The organism is Rummeliibacillus sp. GQ308, from assembly GCF_059759115.1.
In genome coordinates this window covers 1662545-1683508 of the sequence record NZ_JCAXDQ010000001.1, presented here as the reverse complement: position 1 = coordinate 1683508, position 20964 = coordinate 1662545, and the positions used below count along the sequence as shown (strand labels likewise).

At 34.9% G+C, this 20964-nt stretch carries 21 protein-coding genes and 1 tRNA gene; 14 read left to right on the top strand and 8 right to left on the bottom strand.

Translation table 11 applies throughout. From position 1 onward, the window contains the following. Positions 1-41 precede the first annotated feature (41 nt). Entirely contained in the window at positions 42-662 is a 621-nt protein-coding gene (locus tag AC6CHJ_RS08385) for an NUDIX hydrolase (RefSeq protein ID WP_498288059.1), read from the top strand. Positions 663-787: 125 nt separating this feature from the next. Here AC6CHJ_RS08385 and AC6CHJ_RS08380 read toward each other — a convergent pair whose 3' ends face one another. After that, positions 788-1669 (bottom strand): SDR family oxidoreductase, encoded by an 882-nt coding sequence (locus AC6CHJ_RS08380; RefSeq protein WP_498288536.1) that lies wholly within the window; start codon positions 1667-1669, stop codon positions 788-790. A 175-nt stretch (positions 1670-1844) separates the two neighbouring features. Between AC6CHJ_RS08380 and AC6CHJ_RS08375 the strand changes: the two genes are divergently transcribed. Continuing rightward, positions 1845-2012, top strand: a complete 168-nt coding sequence (locus AC6CHJ_RS08375; RefSeq protein WP_173668475.1) for a hypothetical protein — start codon at positions 1845-1847, stop codon at positions 2010-2012. Between the two features lie 115 nt (positions 2013-2127). Here the strand turns inward: AC6CHJ_RS08375 and AC6CHJ_RS08370 are convergent, their stop codons facing one another. Continuing rightward, the gene (locus tag AC6CHJ_RS08370; protein ID WP_066787817.1) at positions 2128-2523 is read right to left on the bottom strand and encodes a hypothetical protein; all 396 of its coding nucleotides are present in this window, start codon (positions 2521-2523) and stop codon (positions 2128-2130) included. Between the two features lie 303 nt (positions 2524-2826). On the opposite strand from AC6CHJ_RS08370, the gene dsdA reads away from it, so the two are divergent. After that, positions 2827-4065: a D-serine ammonia-lyase gene (gene dsdA, locus AC6CHJ_RS08365; RefSeq protein WP_498288057.1), complete on the top strand. Its 1239-nt coding sequence runs from the start codon at positions 2827-2829 to the stop codon at positions 4063-4065. 319 nt (positions 4066-4384) lie between these two features. Further along, positions 4385-5578: a NupC/NupG family nucleoside CNT transporter gene (locus AC6CHJ_RS08360; protein WP_249774378.1), complete on the top strand. Its 1194-nt coding sequence runs from the start codon at positions 4385-4387 to the stop codon at positions 5576-5578. A gap of 75 nt (positions 5579-5653) precedes the next feature. On the opposite strand, the gene AC6CHJ_RS08355 is transcribed toward AC6CHJ_RS08360, so the two are convergent. After that, positions 5654-5818 (bottom strand): hypothetical protein, encoded by a 165-nt coding sequence (locus AC6CHJ_RS08355; RefSeq protein ID WP_158512583.1) that lies wholly within the window; start codon positions 5816-5818, stop codon positions 5654-5656. A gap of 114 nt (positions 5819-5932) precedes the next feature. On the opposite strand from AC6CHJ_RS08355, the gene AC6CHJ_RS08350 reads away from it, so the two are divergent. The 5 genes from AC6CHJ_RS08350 to AC6CHJ_RS08330 all read left to right on the top strand — a co-directional run bounded on the left by AC6CHJ_RS08350 (position 5933) and on the right by AC6CHJ_RS08330 (position 12393). After that, positions 5933-6103 carry a hypothetical protein gene (locus tag AC6CHJ_RS08350; protein ID WP_498288055.1) on the top strand — a complete coding sequence of 57 codons (171 nt, stop codon included), beginning with the start codon at positions 5933-5935 and terminating at the stop codon, positions 6101-6103. A gap of 188 nt (positions 6104-6291) precedes the next feature. Next, positions 6292-10011 carry a PDDEXK-like endonuclease domain-containing protein gene (locus AC6CHJ_RS08345; protein ID WP_498288053.1) on the top strand — a complete coding sequence of 1240 codons (3720 nt, stop codon included), beginning with the start codon at positions 6292-6294 and terminating at the stop codon, positions 10009-10011. A gap of 308 nt (positions 10012-10319) precedes the next feature. Continuing rightward, complete coding sequence (locus tag AC6CHJ_RS08340; protein WP_498288051.1) at positions 10320-10874, top strand: short-chain dehydrogenase; 555 nt, start codon at positions 10320-10322, stop codon at positions 10872-10874. A gap of 111 nt (positions 10875-10985) precedes the next feature. Next, positions 10986-11510: a hypothetical protein gene (locus tag AC6CHJ_RS08335; protein WP_498288049.1), complete on the top strand. Its 525-nt coding sequence runs from the start codon at positions 10986-10988 to the stop codon at positions 11508-11510. A gap of 484 nt (positions 11511-11994) precedes the next feature. After that, positions 11995-12393 (top strand): DUF2283 domain-containing protein, encoded by a 399-nt coding sequence (locus AC6CHJ_RS08330; RefSeq protein WP_498288047.1) that lies wholly within the window; start codon positions 11995-11997, stop codon positions 12391-12393. A gap of 393 nt (positions 12394-12786) precedes the next feature. Here AC6CHJ_RS08330 and AC6CHJ_RS08325 read toward each other — a convergent pair whose 3' ends face one another. Together AC6CHJ_RS08325 and AC6CHJ_RS08320 are read right to left on the bottom strand one after the other, a co-directional pair. Then, positions 12787-13278 (bottom strand): GNAT family N-acetyltransferase, encoded by a 492-nt coding sequence (locus AC6CHJ_RS08325; RefSeq protein ID WP_147198104.1) that lies wholly within the window; start codon positions 13276-13278, stop codon positions 12787-12789. A gap of 79 nt (positions 13279-13357) precedes the next feature. Further along, on the bottom strand, positions 13358-13876 hold the full coding sequence (locus tag AC6CHJ_RS08320; protein WP_498288045.1) for a DinB family protein: 519 nt from the start codon (positions 13874-13876) through the stop codon (positions 13358-13360). A 647-nt stretch (positions 13877-14523) separates the two neighbouring features. Between AC6CHJ_RS08320 and AC6CHJ_RS08315 the strand changes: the two genes are divergently transcribed. The 3 genes from AC6CHJ_RS08315 (at position 14524) to AC6CHJ_RS08305 (ending at position 16589) form a co-directional block, all read left to right on the top strand. Continuing rightward, entirely contained in the window at positions 14524-15339 is an 816-nt protein-coding gene (locus tag AC6CHJ_RS08315; protein WP_498288043.1) for an MBL fold metallo-hydrolase, read from the top strand. A 169-nt stretch (positions 15340-15508) separates the two neighbouring features. Further along, positions 15509-15757 (top strand): DUF5776 domain-containing protein, encoded by a 249-nt coding sequence (locus tag AC6CHJ_RS08310; RefSeq protein ID WP_498288535.1) that lies wholly within the window; start codon positions 15509-15511, stop codon positions 15755-15757. 610 nt (positions 15758-16367) lie between these two features. Next, a complete protein-coding gene (locus AC6CHJ_RS08305) occupies positions 16368-16589 on the top strand; it encodes a transcriptional regulator (RefSeq protein WP_498288041.1) in 222 nt (73 codons plus the stop codon). A 196-nt stretch (positions 16590-16785) separates the two neighbouring features. On the opposite strand, the gene AC6CHJ_RS08300 is transcribed toward AC6CHJ_RS08305, so the two are convergent. The 3 genes from AC6CHJ_RS08300 to AC6CHJ_RS08290 form a co-directional block, all read right to left on the bottom strand. Continuing rightward, positions 16786-17376 carry a hypothetical protein gene (locus AC6CHJ_RS08300; protein ID WP_498288039.1) on the bottom strand — a complete coding sequence of 197 codons (591 nt, stop codon included), beginning with the start codon at positions 17374-17376 and terminating at the stop codon, positions 16786-16788. Positions 17377-17596: 220 nt separating this feature from the next. Then, positions 17597-17670, bottom strand: a tRNA-Arg gene (locus tag AC6CHJ_RS08295). Positions 17671-17782: 112 nt separating this feature from the next. After that, positions 17783-18250, bottom strand: a complete 468-nt coding sequence (locus AC6CHJ_RS08290) for a PTS sugar transporter subunit IIA (protein ID WP_498288037.1) — start codon at positions 18248-18250, stop codon at positions 17783-17785. A gap of 83 nt (positions 18251-18333) precedes the next feature. Between AC6CHJ_RS08290 and AC6CHJ_RS08285 the strand changes: the two genes are divergently transcribed. Both AC6CHJ_RS08285 and AC6CHJ_RS08280 read left to right on the top strand, forming a co-directional pair. Continuing rightward, positions 18334-19317, top strand: coding sequence for a LacI family DNA-binding transcriptional regulator (locus AC6CHJ_RS08285; protein WP_498288035.1), 984 nt, complete (start codon positions 18334-18336; stop codon positions 19315-19317). Positions 19318-19490: 173 nt separating this feature from the next. Then, positions 19491-20894 carry a sucrose-specific PTS transporter subunit IIBC gene (locus AC6CHJ_RS08280; RefSeq protein WP_498288033.1) on the top strand — a complete coding sequence of 468 codons (1404 nt, stop codon included), beginning with the start codon at positions 19491-19493 and terminating at the stop codon, positions 20892-20894. The last annotated feature ends 70 nt before the right edge of the window (positions 20895-20964 follow it).

Sequence of the window (20964 nt, the reverse complement as noted above, 5' to 3'; positions counted from 1 at the left end):
AGTGAAAATAATATTAGAATAATTTATAATGAGGAAAATAGATGGAAAATGAATTTTTTAAAATATTTGATGAGGAAAGAAATATAATAGGGGTTGCTTCGCGTAAGGATGTCCATGAGCTTGGGTATTGGCACGAAACCTTTCATTGTTGGTTTGTCACGAATATTGAGGGAAAGGACTATATCTATCTGCAGTTACGCAGTGATACTAAACAAGACTATCCGAACCTATTGGACATTACTGTAGCCGGGCATTTAATGGCTGATGAAACTGCCCGTGAAGGTGTTAGAGAGATAAAAGAGGAAGTAGGTATTGATATACCCTTTCATGATTTAGTGCCATTAGGACTCATTAAATATTGTGTTATAAATGAAAATTTCATTGATAAAGAATTAGCACACCTCTTTTTGTATAAAAGTGCGCATCATCTTAATGACTTTACTATTCAACCGGAGGAAGTTTCAGGTATGGTCTTAGTGGAATTTAATGATTTTAGTAAGCTTTGGTTAGACGAAAAACAGGAAATTAAAGCTAGCGGTTTTAAAATTAATAAAGAAAATAATAGAGCTGATTTCGTTGAGTATATCGGTAAGAATCAATTTGTCCCTCACCAAATTTCGTACTATATAGAAGTTATAAATAAAATAAAAGACCAAATTTGATGGTCGCAAGAGAATATATCTACAGGCAACATAGTTCTAATTTCTGAGCAAATGAAGTCTATTAATTAAGCCTGTGATAGTCCTTAGAAAAATAAGGATAAAGGAAATGGGATATTCCCTTTCCTTTATCCAAAAATCTGGCCGCCGTTGACATGCAATGTTTGGCCTGTGACAAATCGAGAATCATTCGAAGCCAGGTAAACAAACGTTGGTGCCACTTCAAACGGCTGCCCTTGACGATCCATTGGATTTCCTGCAAGCACCACCTGATCTGGGGAGAAGCTTGATGGAATAAGTGGCGTCCAAATTCGTCCTGGAGCAATAGCATTTACACGAATGCCTTTTGTAACTAAGTTTTTGGCTAATGAGCGAGTAAAGCCAATGATAGCTCCTTTTGTCGCACTATAATCAATTAATTGTTCATGCCCATCAAATGCTACGACTGAAGATGTATTAATAATCGATGCGCCAGGTTGTAAATAAGCAAGCGCTGCACGGGTTGTGTAAAAAAAGGAATATATATTTACTTTAAATGTATCTTCGAACTGTTCATCTGATATATCCTCTAGATGGTTTTGTTGAAATTGAATACCAACATGATTACAAAGAATATCTAGTTTTCCAAATGTGCTTACTGTTTTTTCGACAATAAGACGGCATTGTTCTTTTTGACGGAGATCACCCGGCAATAACAGCACTTGACGGCCTAATTCTTCTATTCTTTTTTTCGTGCGTTCAGCATCCTCATGTTCATTTAAATAGGAAATAGCAACATTTGCTCCTTCTTTTGCAAAAGCTATAGCCGCTGCTGCACCCATACCACTGTCGCCGCCAGTAATTAATGCTACATTTCCTTCTAATTTTCCGCTCCCTTTATCATTAGGATTTTCAATGATGGGTTGTGGTACCATTAGCTTTTCGACGCCTGGCTGCCGAAATTGCCGTTGCTCTGGTACCGTAATGGCAACATCTTGATACTGCGTGATCTTACCGAAATTTGGATTCATTGGATATGTTGACTCATTTGTTTCACGGTGGTTCAATTAACATTTCCTCCTCTAATTCACAAACTAACTATTCAAAGTACAGTATGAGAGAATTATTCAAAAGGTGCTTACTGTGAGGCACCAATATACAGAGACTTTGAATAAGATAGAATGAAAACAATAGGGAGATGATGGATTGGAGAATTATTATTTTAATGAGCATGTAAAATTCTTATTAATTAATGAATCGGATGAAAAGGTAGAAGTAGCATATGAAGAGTCCGTTTTTGAATTACCTTTAATTGGTCCAAGACCACCATTTTATGCTCATCCACGCTATACGGAAGAATATCCGTTGCTCTAAAGGGATTAATAAGAGCTGTACACAATTTGTGCAGCTCTTTCATACGTAACTGTGGAACGAGTGGATGGAGTCTCTGCAAGGGGGAGGAAAGAGAAGAGCAAAAGCATACGAGCTATTACTCTGCTTGAGGGAGAGTGTTTTTTCCATATTCCATTGAATCAATTGCTTTGATTAGTTTGTCAGTGAAATGCTCTGTTTTAAGCTGATAGCGGTGAAGCTTTTGATTTAATTGTAAAATCTTTTCAGTAGATGCATACAGATTAGATTCAGTATCATCAAAGTAGGATGTGATTGCATCTAAATCAAAAATTGCTTCCTGATCAGCTACAAAACCTGCATTTTCAATGAGCTGTTGATAAATCTCTCTTGTTTGCTCTTGTTCGACTGAAATAAAATCAACTAAGTTTTTACGGATGGACGAGATCATTTCTGATGTGTTTTGGAATTTATATATAATTTGTTTCATTTCATTTAATTGGTTAGTATAATTATTTGTTACTTTTTGAGTCATTTTATCGTTTCCTTTCGTGGTCTAAATTTACTATATAATATTTTATACCCATTCTGCAAAAGAATACACAAATGTAACACAAATGTAATAATGAGAATTTGTATGTAAGCGTTTCAATTAAATAAACATCTAAAAATAATTGAAAAACCCTTATTTTATAGGCTTTCAAGGTATTTATATCTAGACAGAATATTTGATGGATTACAAAAAGATATATATTAAATAAATGTTAAATTAATTAAGTCTTTTTGCTCATAAATGATTATTTTTTTCTTTATGTAAAAGATAAAAGGAGATTACAAGATGGCTAAAAATTTTTCTTTACCACCAGAATTAAAGGATTCGTTAATAGCTGCAAGTCCTGTTGTATGGCTTAATCCCCAAAAAAGTGAATCCTATTCAATTGATCACGCAATGATCGAAGAAGCCGAAAAGAGATTGATTCGTTTTGCTCCGTACATTCAAAGAGAATTTCCAGAAACATTATTTCTAAACGGGTTCATTGAATCACCATTGCAGCCAATGCTACAACTAAAAAAAGAAACGCTTATAAAAGGTAATATCTTTATTAAAAGAGATGATGGATTGCCAATCAGCGGCTCAATTAAAGCCAGAGGTGGTATACATGAAGTGTTATATTTAGCTGAAAAAGTCGCTTTAGAACATCATTTAATAAGTATGGAGGATGACTACTCTATCTTTGCTCAGCAAAGAATGAAAAACATACTGAGCAAATACAAGATCGTCGTGGCATCAACAGGAAATCTAGGCTTGAGCATTGGCATTATGAGCCGGAAACTTGGCTTTAATGTGATTGTACATATGTCGCATGATGCAAAAGAATGGAAAAAAAGCATGTTAAGAGCGGTTGGAGCGCAAGTTATAGAACATGCTGGGGATTATAGTTTAGCTGTTGCTAGGGGCAGAGAAGAAGCAGAGCGAGAAGCGAACAGTTATTTTATTGATGATGAAAACTCAAAACACCTATTTGCAGGCTATGCTGTAGCAGGACGCCGACTAAAAAAACAGCTAGACGAGCAAGGCATTAAAGTGGACGCCAACCATCCGTTATGTGTTTACATCCCTTGTGGAGTAGGTGGGGGACCAGGAGGCGTATGCTACGGCTTAAAAGAGAACTTTGGAGAACATGTATATTGTTATTTCGTAGAGCCAACTCAATCACCTTGCATGCTGCTAGGTATGGCTACAGGTCAGCATGATCAGATATCTGTATATGATCTAGGCTTGACCAATAAAACTATTGCCGATGGTCTTGCGGTTGGGCGGCCTTCTTCTTTTGCAGGGAAATTATTAGAGCCCTTATTGGATGGGATACTCACTGTAAGCGATGAAGAGTTAATTACCTATTTAAAAAAACTTTATCAAACAGAAGGTATTATAATTGAACCTTCAGCAGCAGCGAGTATAAAGGGCCTATTTGTTTCGTTGCCAACCTCTGCTAATAAAGAAGCAACACATATTATATGGTCAACAGGTGGAAGTATGGTGCCTAAAGAGGAACAGAAAAGCTATATTGAGTAACAAAAAATAAACCTAGCCAAAGCAGCTAGGTTTTTTATTTTTCTGTAAAATGGACAAGAGGCATGTTTTTGAATAAAAATTTGAAATGTTTATGATAATTTTAGTATTTTGAATGTATTCATAGATATTGATTTATGATATCGCGAATAGTAATATCATTTTTATGATTAACCAGTAAATAAATTATCAGAAATGTTTAAGAATATTGCCTGTAGAAATTTATGAAAACGTTTTGATTAGATGGATAGTAGTTTGGGCATGACTATTTAATATATTTGTGATGGTTTGATTGCTGATCTTTATGCTAGGAGTTGCCTATATGTTTTTCATGTTAAATATTTTAGGAGTCATTATTGTAATGGGCATTGTTTATTTATGTTCGCCCCGCAAAAAAGAAGTAGCATGGAGAGCGATCGCTACCTTGTTAGTGCTTGAAATACTAATTACGTGGTTTATGTTAAAAACCACTATCGGCGGCTGGATTATTAATAAAATTGCCTCATTCTTTACATGGCTGATTGATTGTGCAAATGAGGGGATTGCATTTGTCTTCCCGAGTGCCTTGGCAAATGATACAGTCGACTTTTTCTTCAGCGCGTTATTGCCAATTATCTTTATAGTTACCTTCTTTGATATTTTATCTTACTTTGGAATTCTGCCTTGGATCATTGATAAAGTCGGCTGGCTAATATCGAAAGCATCAGGATTGCCAAAGTTGGAAAGTTTCTACTCTATTCAAATGATGTTTTTAGGCAATACGGAGGCGCTTGCAGTAATTCGTGGACAATTGGCGAATTTAAAAGAGCACCGTTTACTAACTTTTGGAATTATGAGTATGAGTTGTATTAGCGGATCGATTGTAGGGGCATATCTGTCTCTCGTGCCTGCTGAATATGTATTTTGTGCTATACCGCTAAACTGCCTGAACGCTTTGCTTGTTGTGAATATGTTGAATCCTGTGAAGATTTCTAAAGAAGAAGACATTATTTATCAACCAGCAAAAGAAGAGAAAAAGGACTTCTTTTCAACTATTTCGAATAGTATGCTAATCGGCATGAATATGGTCATTGTTATTGCTGCTATGCTAGTTGGTTATGTAGCTTTAACAGCTGCAGTGAATGGTTTATTAGGAATCTTCGTTCACGGGCTGACCATTCAGAAGATTTTCTCTTATATTTTCAGTCCTTTTGCTTATTTACTTGGTTTACCGACTAAAGATGCGCTTTATGTTGCTCAGTTGATGGGTACGAAGCTAGCTACGAATGAATTTGTGGCTATGATGGATCTTAAGAAACATTTGAGTTCATTAGCTCCTCATACAGTTGCAGTAGCCGCTACCTTCTTAACATCATTTGCAAACTTTAGTACAATCGGAATGATTTATGGTGCCTTCAGCTCTCTTTTATCTGAAGAAAAATCAGCGATTATCGGTAAAAATGTTTGGAAATTATTAATAAGTGGTATTGCTGTCTCACTTTTGAGCGCTATGCTTGTAGGTTTATTTGTTTGGTAATAGATGAGTTCCTATTCCTTTGGGGTAGGGACTTTTTTGATAGATCAATGATGGATAAAAAAAGATGGATTCAGATTAAATAATCTGTCCATCTACAATGATTTGACCTGTTTTTTGGTCATATTCCACTTCGCCCATAGCACCAAGATTAATGCCCTTTGGCAACTCTCTAGTTTCTACCATTTGTCTTTCGTTAATAATTGCTAAGTATTCACCATTTACCAGAACTACTTTCGTCATATTAATCCAACTCCTTAAATGTTTTGTTAATTAAGAATACCCGTTCGATAGAAAGTTAAACATGCAAATATAAAAGAGAGACACTATAATGAAAAATAACAGGAGGAATGAATGATGCAAAAACTAAAACTAGAAGATATAGAATTTATGCTACAAGAAGCGAAGGGAAGCTTAAAAGAATTACAAGAAATTGATTTGATTGATGAACAAACAAAAGAATTAATTTTGCTTACAAAGGAACAAATTGAAGACTTAGAAGAAATGAAAAAAGAAGCTTCAGAATAAGGTAGCTAAGTTAAGGTTTCGTATTGTAACTCAATAAAGAAAGTTAGTGAAAAATGAAACGCGGAGTTTTTTAGTTTTTTAACATACTTTTAAAACTCAGAATAAATGAATACAATTTTTTTATTAGGAATAGTCTACCTCCTCCTACATATATATTATAAATAGGTCTTGCTGGAGGAGGAATATTCTTGAATGAACAATTAACAAAACGTGCAAAGCGCTTTTTTAAATATGTTGAAGAATTTACGGCTTTGGAAAATCCTGCTGTCCGTTCGATAAAAGATTACAAACAGATTTGGAATATCAATGATTTATACTTGTACGAATTGCTAGATTCTAAAGTGCAGCTAAAGCAGCGAGCAGAGATACATAAACCTATTCTAGAGCAAACATTTCTGGTCGCACCCAAGCCATATCCCGAAATATCCCCAAAAATTGCCCTTATTTATAAAAAGGAACATACCGCACCTGTGTATAAACACGCTTTCCAACTAGAAGAGAATTTATTACAAAAAGAAGGAGCTAACTGGAATCGTCATTCTAAAACTATAGAATGGACAAAGTGGGTTGTAAGAAAGAAGAATTACGATAAAGCCTGCAGCCTTTATAATGAGCTTTGTGAATGGGTTGAAAAACTCAACGGAGATAGCGATTTAGAGGTTGTATTGGCAAAAGGCTTATTTAATTGGCAGGATGGAGAGCATGTGATCGAGTTGCCTGTATTCACACAATCACTTGCTTTAAATAAGAATAAAGATACCATTACAATTAATACGAAAGACGACACTTATTCCTTTGATCAGCATTTATTGGAGAATTTTTCAGAAGAGCAACAAACACAGGTTACAGCTTTGTTAGATAATATAGTACCAGACAAATTCTTTAATGATGAGTCTGAAATTCTAAATAAAATTGCCCCCTATTGTCATCCTGAAGCAGAGGTAGGGGATCAAGCACATGAGAAGAAACCAATATTAATCGATGAATCTTTCATTATTATCCGCCACAAAAATCAGATTCGTTTAAAAAAGGACTTACAGAACTTAGTACAAGACCTTGAACATGAAAATAGTGCGCCCACTGAAGCACTTTATTCAGTATTAGGCTTACCACAGAAAAAAAGAGAAAGTAGCAGCGTAGCCAAAGGACAACTATTTTTGCCGCTAGATGTACCAGAGGAACAAAAGCAAGTAGTAAAAAAGTTAGAACACATGAGTGCTATCAGTGTCCGAACGAGCAATAATTCTGCTAAGTCAGAAGCTATTAAGAACATAGTCGCCCATTACTTAGCTAACGGAAAAAAAGTGTTGGTAGCTACAAATCGAGAAGAGCTAGCTGCAATTAAGAATGATTTGCCAAAGCATCTTCATCCGTTATGCGTTCACATAACAAGCGACGTAAAAAACTCAAAAGAACAAATTGAGCAATCAATTCAAGTAGTAGGGGAACGGCTTGATAATACCAATATGCGAAAAGGGCTTGAAAAGGTAAAACAAAAGCAACTAAGACTTCAAATGAGTGTCGAGCAAGAGCAAGCAAGCTTAAATGAGCTACGGCAATATCATTTGTCTGAAGGAAAGCCTTTCCTATTCGAGAATAAAGAGTGGTATAAACATGACGTAGCCAAATATTTATCAACTGACTCAAAACCATTTGATTGGATTCGAGATGATTTGCCGCTTGTTATGAAATTCCCGCTTTCTCATGAAGAATGGAAAGAATTCGGTCGCATTCATAATTCTCTTACAAAAGAGGATACCATTTTGCTCCATACGACTGTTCCATCCCCTGGTGAAATGATGAATGAAGCGACCTTTAAAATATTGTTAGAAGAAGAACAAAAACTAGAAGAATCAATTGACGCACGCCATATCCTGCCGATTGAGTTAGAATCCTCAAAAAAATCAGCATTGCTTATTATGCAAGCTTATGTGGATGATATTCTAACAAATTATGAAATAGTGGAGGATGAAAGTGTTCATGGTTTCTTGGAGGATGTGTTAGGAGACGAAAAAAAGAAAGAGGATTGGAAGAATGTAATTGATCAAATTAAAGCATTAAATAATAAGGCGTTAGAGATGTATCATGAAATAAGTCATCATCAAATACGACTACCGAAGAAATTGACGGTTGATATTAAAAAAGATTTAAGAATGGTTAGAGACCGTATGCTTGCCGGAAAGAAGCCAAATGCACTTTTTATGTTGGGTAAAGGCAAAGCTACGCGATACTTATTTGAAACGCCTGTATTGAATGGAAAACCACTTCGCAATTTTGAGGATGTAGCAATTATGCTACGGTATATTGAATACCGCACGTTAATTACACAGCTATCTAGAATGTATAATGGCAAAATCAGTGAAGTTAGATTCCCGCAAATTGATATAAGGCACCCTCAATTCCCTCTAATTTTGCATGAAAAAATAGAATTGCTTGAACATCTTATAAATATTGCTGATACAGATATGGCCTTATCACAAAAATTGGTGTCAGAAAAGTTGGAGAAAACTAATCTATTTAATCAACTGTGTTATGAAAAATTAAAAATAGAAATCTCACATACACTAGCGTATTTAAAATATGAAAAATGGCAAGAAAATTTCTTTGATAGAACCCAACAGCTTCGTGCAATAGCTCAACTTAAACATATGCATCCAATTTATAATGCTTTTCTTAATGCAATGGTAAAAAAGGATCCTTCGAAATGGAAAGAACTTTTAACAGAGTTGAAAATACAACGAAAATTGCAGCAAGATATTCATAAATGGAAGCACTATATAGATTTATTATCTCACAGTCTGCCACTAACCGCAGGTGATTTAATTGATCTCCTAGGTGAAGCGAAGGTGCCAGAAGACGATGCTATTGAATCATTTGTGCTGAAAAAGATGGCGACATGGCTATCAGGTAGCAGACACTTGCAGCCGAATATATTACATGCAAAGTTGAAACAGGAAAGAGTACTTCAAAAGAAATTAACGGAAGAATTAATTCAGCCAGTCTCTTGGCTATCGACGCTGAAACAAATTACTCCAGCAGAAAAAACAGCAATCACAAATTGGCGTTTTTACAATAAAAAAATGAAAAAAGACAGAGCCAAATTTGCACCACATTTTAAACAGGAAGCGGACAATATTCTTAAACAAGCGCAGTCAGCTATTCCAGTATGGTTAATGCCACTATCAGAGGTAACTAAATATTGGTCTGTTCCAGGGAATTATTTTGATGTTGTGATTGTCGACGGAATGGGAAGCCTTTCAGATCTCCAAGTATTATTGCGAGGAGAAAAAGCAATTATCTTTGGAGATGAGGCTACTACTAATAAATTGTCATCCAAATTAAGCCAAGAGGAAATTGCGGTACTAATGAACAATTACATTACAGATTTCCCGAATTACTCGTTGTATGATGGAACAATGTCTATGTTTGAAATTGCTCAACATCAATTACCAGACAAAGCAAAAATAGAATTACCGAATACTACATCCTTCATTCTAACGACCGAGGACCATGCGACATCATCTACCTTTGTAGCAGACTTGCAGAATGAACTGATGACGAGAGGGTATCGTTTCATGCCTACTATTAAAACAGGACCATTGACAATTGACTTGGCATTAGAGAGTTCTCATGGGCGCTTAGCGATCATATGTGGAGGAAGAAAGTGGACTAATCATTCAGAAATTGATGAGTTAGAATGTTGCCAACATCAGATGGAGCAGGCTGGTTGGACATTCTGGCATATAAGCGGTAGAGAATACTACTTAGATCATTCAAAAACAATGGAGAAATTGCTTAGTCTTATAAACTTCATGAAAATCAAACCGCAGAATCTGGTTCAAAATCAACCAACTCCCAGTCTCCACTTTCAAATTAATCAAAAGCCTACTTCAGTGGACCAAAATTAAATGGTGAACTGATGATAATAGCTTTAAAGGAATATAGCATTTTGACTAGGGGGGTTCTCTTAGTCAAAGTGCTTTTTTTGACCGCTTAACGTGTATGCTTTAATTAGATATTGCATAATAATGAATTTTACAGCTAAATGGAAGTCTTATCAGTCTTGTAAAAGGGGTGCTGTTTACATATATATTTATTTAGGACATTATAAGAATGTGAGAGAAGGTTGAACAGGTTAAAGTCAAACAACATTGTGTAGCTGTTCTTTTTGGATATTATTTGCGCGTCCAAATTTATATAAGAGAGGAGTAGATAAATGTCGCATGCGTTGATTGTTGGAGGAACAGGGATGTTATCAAACACATCTCTTTGGTTAGTGAGTAAAGGATATCATGTATCTGTAATTGGACGGGATGCTAAACGAATGGAAAGCTTAATTAGCAAATCAATCGATTCATCACTCATGACACCTGTATTAGTGGACTATAATGACGAAACTCTTTTAACAGCGAAACTAAGAGAAACTATAGAATGTAATGGGCCAATTGATTTAGTCATAGCCTGGATACATTCGTATGCTGAAAGTGCATTAGAAGTAATTGCAAATGAAATCTCAAATCAAAGCCACCGATACTGGCAACTATTTCATATACTAGGGAGTAGTAAAAACCTAAGTGAAGTAAAAGGGAAATTTAGTTTGCCTCACCCCACTCGTTATCACCAGATACAGCTTGGATTCATCCTTGAAAATGATCAATCGAGATGGCTTACAAATGATGAGATTTCACAAGGAGTAATTGATTCTATAAAAAGCGGTAAATCTATTAATATCATAGGAACGGTTGAACCTTGGGGTAAACGCCCTATTTAGCATTGTTGACATGATATTCTGTTTTTAAAGACAACTATCTAAAGAGCTTATAAGTTCAAGGATAAATATGAATCAAAACATCATGTTATTCATATTTAAAGGAGCATATTTGTGATTAACTGGAAGTTAAATGATGTAGATACATTAGAAAATCAAGGGAAATGGAATGAAGCTAAATCAATATTAATAAAATTGTGTAAAGATAACCCTTTAGAACCGAAATACTTTATTAGACTAGGTTTCTTATGCTGGTATCTATTAGTAGAAGGTCATACGCTAGATGGAGAAAGGGTCAATTCAAAAGAATTGGTTATTACTTTAGAGGAAGTTACTAATTTCGGATTAGAAAATTTTAATGATAATGAAAATTTTCTTTGGTGTTTTGGTTATATGATTTTTCAGTTTCCTTATTATTTTGGTGACTATGACTCTTGGGAGAAGAAAGGATGTAAAATGTTGGAGCGTGCTTACAGATTATGCCCTAATGATCCAATTTTTAAATATTCTTATTTAGGCTCTTTTCCTAATACTTATAAGAAGTTTACCGTTGAACTTTTAAACGTACAAGCTGCATTAGATTATAGATTTCAAGGAACAGGATTGTTATCACAGTATTTTAAAGATATATGGAGTTAGTACAAATACAAATATTGCTTATAAATGTTGATACATAAAACGAATTCAATGTAATAACATTTAGATAACAAAGTAGTTAAAGAAAGGAATAGCATGGCATTAGCTACATGCTAGGAAATTATAAAAAGTGATAGTTAATCTTTTCTTTTTAATTTTATTCTTAATAAGTATAGGATATATTTTTTATAGTATTAAATTGACAGAGAGGAAATTAAACAAACGGGGTTCGAACTATGTAAGCGGTGCTGATTTTTGGATTAACTTTATTTGCGGAATAATTGAGCTATTACCCTTTAAATACCGAAAATATTTTTTTATTACTCAATCAGTCCTTATATTAATCTTATTAATATTTCTATATTATACCTATCTTTCACGTTGAACGACTCTGGTATCCAATTGGTTGCTTAAGGATTGTATATCACACTTACATATTTACACTGGTCTAAAATAATGAAATTAAATAAAGGTAGGTAAAAATGAAATGAATATTATTCTAAAAGTCGATAAAGAAGTAGAAATAGCATATATAAATATTTTATCTTCAAGTTTAACTGGTAGAATTATTAAAACTGAAGAACTTGAAGAAAACACAGATTTTCAATTCGATTTAGATGAACAAGACAGGGTAAGAGGGATTGAAATATTTGGAGACACATTTGAAATTTTAAAAGATATGTTGGAAATAAAAAAATTTGAATTAAAAGGTGAGAAATGTTATTGGGGTAAAGAAAAATCAAGCGTAACGCATGATATCTTTTATAACGGAATTGAATTACATTTCGGAAATAATGATTACACTAATTTTATTGGTTTAACCATCATTGATATGGAAAAATATCCATTTACTTACCTAAATGAGGAAAATAATAATTATGCTTAATTTGGAATTTTTTTAAGAGGATTAGGTGTTGCAGTTTTTTGATATACAGTATCTATATTAGTTCTCAGGAGAAATCTATTCTATGGAAAACTATTATGTATGTTGGTATTTTCTTTTTACTAGGCACACATTTATAGTATATTGCCTTGGTAAGTAGTTAAAAGTCTATTTATAATATTAGGTGTTTGTCTTTTTGTAAGTTGTATAGTACATATCTAAGTTTTATAATAGTATTCCTTGAAAAAGCCGGACTTTTATTGTAAGGCTAATTTAGCCTTCCATAGTAGTTTGGCTTTCTCAATTTTAAAAGATATTTATCACACACTTCTAAAAGTTTGGAGATAGCGGGAAGAGAGAGTAACCTCAATTATTGAAAGTAGATTTGTACTAATATTACAAATCTCTTTTCATTATCCAAGATCCCCCGGCATCTTCATAAACTTTGATAAATCCGCTCTTTTCATAAAGTCTTAAAGCATTTTGATTTAGAGGATCGACGCTTAACGATATAGCCGGATAACCAATGGAATGAGCAAACTGAATCATATTAAATAACAAATTTTTCCCGATTCCTTTCCCTCTATATTGATTCTTTATTGCCATTCCAAGCTCAGGTGTATTCTCATCCACAAAGCCATAGCCAGCATTATCTTGGTCTAATAACCTTATCCATACTGCTCCTACAGCATTATTTTCTTTATCTATAGCAACTAGTGCATGGTCATTTTCTTTGCCCCAATTTATCAAGTATTTTTCTATATTGGGTTCTTTCAATATATCTAGACTAGGTGCAGGTTGACCTTCAGAAACAAATATAGACTGGTGCAGCATTTCCCATAAGAATGGAATATCTTTTTCCGTAGATGGTTTAATTGAATAATTCATGCTAGTCACTCCTTAAAAATCTAAAAAAGTAAGTTAAATATTTTTAATTCTTTGTTTAAAAACCTAGATTCGTCAAAAACTATTTTGTAGAGTTTATTTCATATAGATAGAAAACATAATCAGTAGGTACACCTGAGAAACCTTGTTGGCGTATCATAGCAGAAAGATTTCCGCGGTGATATGTTCCATGGTTGACTACATGTTGAACCAATTCGGAAAGATGAGTATTTAATCGTCCGAATTGAGGATGTTCAGGGGAAATTTCTTTATCCAAATCACTTTCACTATTAAGAAATCCTTGATATTCCTTTGCTAATTGATAAAACAACTTTTCCATTTCCTGTAGACCTTTATTCTTTGTATGCTCTTGTACTTGAGCGATTGAAGCTTGAATCTCACCCATAGTTTTTTGACGCATTACACCTAGCCAAATGGTATCGACCATATAAATATGATTAAAAGCCGCTGCAAGCGAAGGAAAAATACTTTGAACTTCCTGATTAAAAATTTCCTCAGGCAATTCCTTTAACCTTTCGAATAATTTGTTATTAGCCCAAACGTGATAATCATATAACTGTAATGCATGATGTTTTTTCATTTATATTCCTCCTACAATTTTTCAATATGGTAAAAATCTTGTCTTTTCATATCAGATGTGTAAATGGATAGGCATATCCATTATATTCTACTAATTTATTGAAATTCCTTCATGTTCAGAAATTAACAGTAGTATAGAAAGTAATATGTATTTAACCTTAACTTCATTTAATTCCTAATCAATCTAATCAAGCTATACATAAAATAGATTTAATATACTCCAAATTTGAAATAAACTGTAGTATTAAATTATGGTGGACTTAAGTATTACTGTACGGGTGGGAATCCAATTGCAAAAGAAAAAACAACTAACTGGCGTTCTAAAGGTTTAGACAGTGATTAAAAGAACATTGTAGATATGCGTTATTGGTGCAAGAATGACTTCTACGAATGGGAAAATATAGCGGACGAGTTATTCATGTCATGACAGAAAGTATTGCGAAAACGGAATATGCTGCTGGATAAGACAGCCAAGGCTATTGGGTGGGTTTAGTGAACTGGAAAACAATATTGAGTTATAAGGGAGGTTTGAAAGTTGGAGTCTTGTTGCTTAATAGAGTTTAAAGATGGCTATATTTGAATGAATAGTCATTCATAATGTGATATTCTACTAGTAAATGAAACGAGTGACGACAAGGGGTGAAGTACTTGTTCTTGAAAACGAAATCAAATCAAGATGAAGTGAGCAATGTTCGATTTGTAAATGGAGTCGTTCAGTTGAACAGCGTTAAGTTGAATGTGTATTGTTTTGAGACAGATGGAGTGCTGGTTGACACCGGCTCACAAACATTAGAGAAGGAATTCAAACCTTTTTTTGCACAAGCGGACGTTGATCAAGTAGTCATCACACATGCACATGAAGATCACAGCGGGGGCGCACAGTATTTACAAACCGAATTTGGACTGCCTATTTTCATGAATGACATGTCGATTGAGGAAAGTGCACGAAAAGCGGATTATCCGTTCTACCGGAAAGTGTTTTGGGGAAGAAGGCGCCCTTTCGATGCACAGCCAATCGGGGAAACATTCCGTTCGAGGAACGCTGATTGGACGGTCATTGAAACACCGGGACATGCAAAAGACCATTTAGCATTTCTGAATAACGAGACGGGACAGCTTTTTTCCGGAGATTTGTATGTCCATCCAAAAACAAAAGTCATTTTACGGGAAGAAAGCATTCCTACGATTATAAATTCTATTGAAAAGGTGTTGCAGTATGATTTCGGAGAATTGTTTTGCTGTCATGCTGGATTCGTAAAGGAGGGGCGCATGGCGTTGCAGGAGAAACTTGCTCATTTACTGGAACTTCGGGAGAATACGCTTAATCTTCATAAGAAAGGATATGACGAGCACGAAATCCACGCGCGACTATTCACAAAGAAATACCCAATCACCTTTTTCTCATTCGGCGAATGGAACTCAATCCATATTATCCGGTCGATTGTCAATGAAAGTATAGAGTGACAGGCGGCGGGCATCCAGTTGCGTTGGGTGTCCGCCGATCTATACGGATAAAGGTAAAATTGCTGCATTACAAGAAACGTTGATCTTAACCGTTTAAATGGTATAAAATCTTTAGATTGGTTTCTTGGAAAAGAGGAAGTTAAGGCAGTTTCAAAGCCTATACTAAAGCCTGGATAAAGAAAGCTCCTATTATAGTGAAAAGTATGATCGGTTGGTTTCTTTAACGTCTGTTAGAGTGTATGCTGATGTAGAGTTTAAAATAGAACTTAATAGGTACAAAAAAGATACCAAGATTGATATTGAAGCTATTGTATATACAAAGAACGGTAGACCTCGCTTCTTAGTTAAAGAAAAAGACAAGTGTGCTTTTATAACAACCAATCGTGAGTATGTAAAAGCCTATACTGTAGATAAATAATATGGTATAAACAACTTGTGAAAATTCATTGATACGCTAAAAGCCCTGTCTTCTTGTGGAGGACAGGGCTTTTTTTATTTACTTAAATTAAGAACGAACCAATGAATTAGGGATGATATTTATATTTATTATAATAGACAAAGATGTATTTATAGTATATCTTTAAGAAAATAGAAGTCCTGAAAGGAAGAGTTAATTTTGTATTATCTCATTGCCGTTTATTTAGAACAAAACAAAACTGACATGTATTATTCGAAGTATGATTTTAGGGGCTGTGAGAGAATTGAAGATGGAGGGAAGAAATTTTTGATATCAAAGGATAAAGGTATGATTGATTTAACGAATGCTTATTACATATTAATGGGAGAGGGGAAACCTAAACATAATGTATGGTGATTTTTTGGAACATTTAAAATTTTTTGTTATAAAATGCGGCCTCCCATGGTACTAAAAAGCATGAGACTAGCCGCGTTTTTTTGTTTTTATACATAACATAAAGTTCAGTTACACATAATGGCAATATGGCTTTTTTTGTCTTGAAACAAGAACGAACGTTCTTTATAATTTGGATATAACAAACAAATGTTCTTATTTTAAAGGAGGAATCACGATGAAAGAACAGTTAATAAAAGCTATGCAGCATAATCAATTGGTTGACTTAATGTACATTTCTCAAACAGGAGAGATTACGAAGCGTCGAGTAAAACTAATCAAAATTGTTGGTGACAGATTCCAAGCGTTTTGTTTCACTAAGCATGCTAAACGTACTTTTATTACCGATAATGTTCTTGCAGTGATGCCAGTCCTTAGAAAAGAACGTGTAGTTATATGAATAGTGAACAAGACGATTATAATGCAAAAAAACGTCGTGACAGCCATTCTAATTTAGTTAGATGTAATTGGCTTACTATGAAGAGAAGGACCACTGTTGTGGAGGAAAAGGCGAGTATAAAGCCTTCCTTTGATGTAACCAAATTTAATTGCTTAGAAAATAATTAAAAAGGACCACCGCATTGGTGGCCCTACAATTATTTAGGCATAGATGGGTGTTGCCAATAGAAATCAGCAATGTTTGGATAGTTTTTTGATAAGAAGTTATCCCAATTAATTTTCTTTAATGTTTCATTTGATAAATCAAGTTTCATTACAACATCATCAGATTCATTACCATAGGTATCTACCAATGGGTAATACCACCATACACGATAAATAGAGGTATTCTTAAATTTACTTAGAGCTTTTAAAGCATCACTAGTATCTTCAAACATTCCGCCTTTGGTCATCTTATTAGTTAGATTCTCATTTGCATTCAACTTAACAAGAATAATTTTTCTTTTAAAGTCGTCTGCAGCATTTTCAATTACATCAACACCGACAATACGCTTTTTGTCCATATTAGTTTTAGTGCCAAGAGCTTTAGTTATTACAGTTTTTACATTACTCTTAGTTACTTTCTGGTAGTCAACAGCTTTTTTTGCAGGCTTTTTAGTTTCTTCTTTCTTATGGTGTGTAACTGGCGTCTTAGCTTTTTTTTCTGATGAATCATAATCATTACCTAAAGCTGAACAAGCGCCAATAACAATTCCTAATATGAAATTATTCCAAAACAACCAAGACAACCACTCAGAAAACTCTTTGATGCCTTCTTTTCATTTTTTGCCATATGTAATCCCTCCTGTGATAAAAATACTATAAATGTCAAATAATTTAAATATAAAAAAGACCGCCAATATGACGGTCTGAGCTGATTTTGAATTTGTAAAACCTACTACAAAACCAAATACTACACATTAAAAATCAAGAATGCAGATATATCAAGGGGGTTGAAGAGTATCTTAATGCCCTTAACAGGATTCGAACCTGCGACCTAAAGTTTAGGAAACTTTTGCTCTATCCTACTGAGCTATAAGGGCGTAGCGATATATTAACAATCACTATTCTACTATAAAAACTGTAAACGAAAAAGTATTTTTTTCGAAAATCGAAAAAAGCATTGGATTATTGCCTATCCAATGCCTTATTAAATTATTTTTTCTTTATTTCGACTCCGTGTTTTGTGATGGCAACTTTTTCATCATCACTTAAATTAGTGAAAACTACAGAAGAGATAATGGAAGGAACCTTCTTTTTGATTGTATCAAAGTCGACATCCATTAAACGATCACCTTTTTTGACTTTTTGTCCGTCTTTAACAAAGGGAGTAAAGCCAAGTCCGTTTAAAGAGACAGTTTCAAGACCTATATGGAGCAGGATTTCTCTTCCTTGATCGTCAAATAAGTTGATAGCGTGCTTTGTTGGAAAGACACTGATGACCTTCCCATTTACAGGTGATACTACTGTAGAATTTGTAGGAACTATGGCAAAACCATCTCCCATCATTTTTTGTGAGAAAACTGGATCTGGCACTTCTTCTATGGGAATAATTCTTCCTTCCAATGGCATTGTCAATGATGGATCTTCAATGGTATCCTTTTTAAAAAACCCTTTAAACATATTTAAACCGCCTTTCATCTTTTTAACGTCTATATTCCCATTTCTGTTAAAAAGTAAAAGTGTTTTGTAGGAGGAAACAATACGTGACAATTAATGAAATTGCCAAACGAGCGAATGTCTCAAGGACAACCGTCTCTCGTGTTATTAATGGGACTGGTTATGTTCGGGATGAGTTAAAGAAGCGGGTGTTACAGGTAATAGAAGAAACAGGCTATATTCCAAGTGAAAATGCTAAATCATTACGTACAAAAAAGACCAATATTATAGGTGTGATTCTACCAAAAATCAGTACAGAAACATCGAGCCGTTTGATGAATGGTATCGATCAAGTATTGGCACCAAAGGGTTATCAAATACTATTGACTATTACGAATCAAGAACCTGCAAAAGAAATTGATTTTTTGCATTTGTTGAAGGGAAGAAATGTTGATGGCATTATTCTTTCGGCAACTCATATCGATGAAGCTTTGCGTGAAGAAATAAAAAAATTAAAAATACCCTTTGTTATGGTTGGTCAAGCAATGGAGGGAACAGCGGGCGTTGTTTTAGACGACTTTCAAGCAACATACGATTTGGTAAAACTATTCATTGAGAGAGGTCATAAAGAAATTGGTTTTATTGGAGTTACGGAAGAGGATCGAGCAGTGGGTTACCTCCGCAAATTGGGCTACCTGAAAGCTTTGAAAGATAATGGGCTGGAAATAAAACACCATTGGATGCAAGAAGGGAATTTTGATGCTGATTCTGGTTTTCAAGCGACCGAAAACATGGCTGAAGAAGGAGAGCTTCCATCGGCTATTATAGCAGTAACGGATCGTTTGGCTATTGGTGCAATTCAATATGCGAAGGGACAGGGGCTATCAATCCCAAGCCAATTGGCAATAGCTGGTATGGGTGCTTCTGAAATCTCTACTTTTATAGAGCCACAATTAACAACAGTAGATTTCTCACAAGTTGATGCTGGGGTAGAGGCTGCTAGCATTTTATTGGAGCAACTTAGTGGCCAGAAAACAGACACAGTAACAGTCAAAAATAATTATAGAATTCTTGTAAGAGAAAGTATATAATGTGGGGGTAATTGTACAAGCCCTCTTTTTTTCATTTATAAGGAATCGATTCCATAACTAACAACATAAGATGGAAATGAAAGCGTTGACCTCGTTACAGAGATGACAATATAAGATGTTTAATATTGTAAAAAGAGTGGAATCGTTTTCAATAAGAAAAAAGGGGTGGGTATATGTCTGAAAATCGGCAAATTGCTGAGGAAGTAATAGAAGCAGTTGGGGGAAAGGATAATATTGAATCTGTTGCTCACTGTGCAACTCGGTTGCGCTTAATGGTGGCAGACAAAAGTAAAATTGACCAAGAAAAAGTGGAGTCAATTGAAAAAGTAAAGGGTGCATTTTTTAATTCTGGCCAGTATCAAATTATTTTTGGGACTGGTACAGTCAATCGTATTTATGATGAAGTTACTCAGTTTGGGTTTACGACACGATCTGCTTCTGAGCAGAAAAAAGAAGCAAGGAAAAAAGGATCTCGACTACAACGTATGATTCGAACATTTGGTGATGTTTTTGTCCCTATTATTCCAGTACTTGTAGCTACAGGATTGTTTATGGGTGTGCGTGGACTTGTCATGCAAGAGCAAATATTGGGGCTCTTTGGCATGAAGCCTGACGATGTTTCGGAGAATTTCATTTTATATACACAGGTTTTAACGGATACTGCATTTATATTTTTACCTGCATTGGTTGCATGGTCTACATTCAAAGTATTTGGCGGTACACCGATCATTGGACTTGTGCTAGGGTTAATGCTTGTCAGCCCTTCATTACCGAATGCCTGGGATGTTGCAGGTGGCGATGTAAAGCCGATACACTTTTTCGGATTTATTCCAGTAGTTGGCTACCAAGCATCTGTAATTCCTGCATTTATAGCTGGGCTCATCGGTGCAAAGCTTGAAAAGTTTTTGCGTAAGCGCATACCTGAGATTCTAGACCTTATTTTAACGCCGTTCTTAACTTTGCTTGTAATGAGTGTTTTATCACTGCTCATTATCGGCCCAATTTTCCACTCTGTTGAGCAATGGATTTTATCAGCAGCGACTGTTATATTATCTTGGCCATATGGAATTAGTGGAATTTTGCTTGGTGGGCTCAATCAGTTAATCGTTATAACTGGTGTACACCATATATTCAATATGCTTGAAATTCAACTATTATCGAAGTATCATGATAATCCCTACAATGCAATCGTGACCTGCGCCGCTGCTGCTCAAGCTGGCGCAACATTAGCAGTTGCTTTAAAAACCAAATCGGCTAAATTAAAGGCTCTTGCTTTTCCTTCGTCACTATCTGCTTTTTTAGGGATTACGGAACCTGCTATTTTTGGCGTCAACTTGCGTTACGGTAAGCCTTTCCTTATGGGATTAATCGGCGGAGCGGTAGGAGGATTTTTCTCATCCTTACTCGGCTTAAAGGGAACAGGGATGGCTATTACAGTATTGCCTGGAACGCTGCTGTATTTAAATGGTCAGGTATTCCAATATATCTTTGTAAACTTACTGGCCGTTGCGGTAGCCTTCATCTTGACATGGTGGTTCGGCTATTCCGATGATGCCAAAGAAGAAAGTAATGAATAGATTAGTAGTGAGGCAAGGTTTCTTTTGTTCTCACTTTAAAAATATATCGTAGTACGGAGGTTCGTTTTGC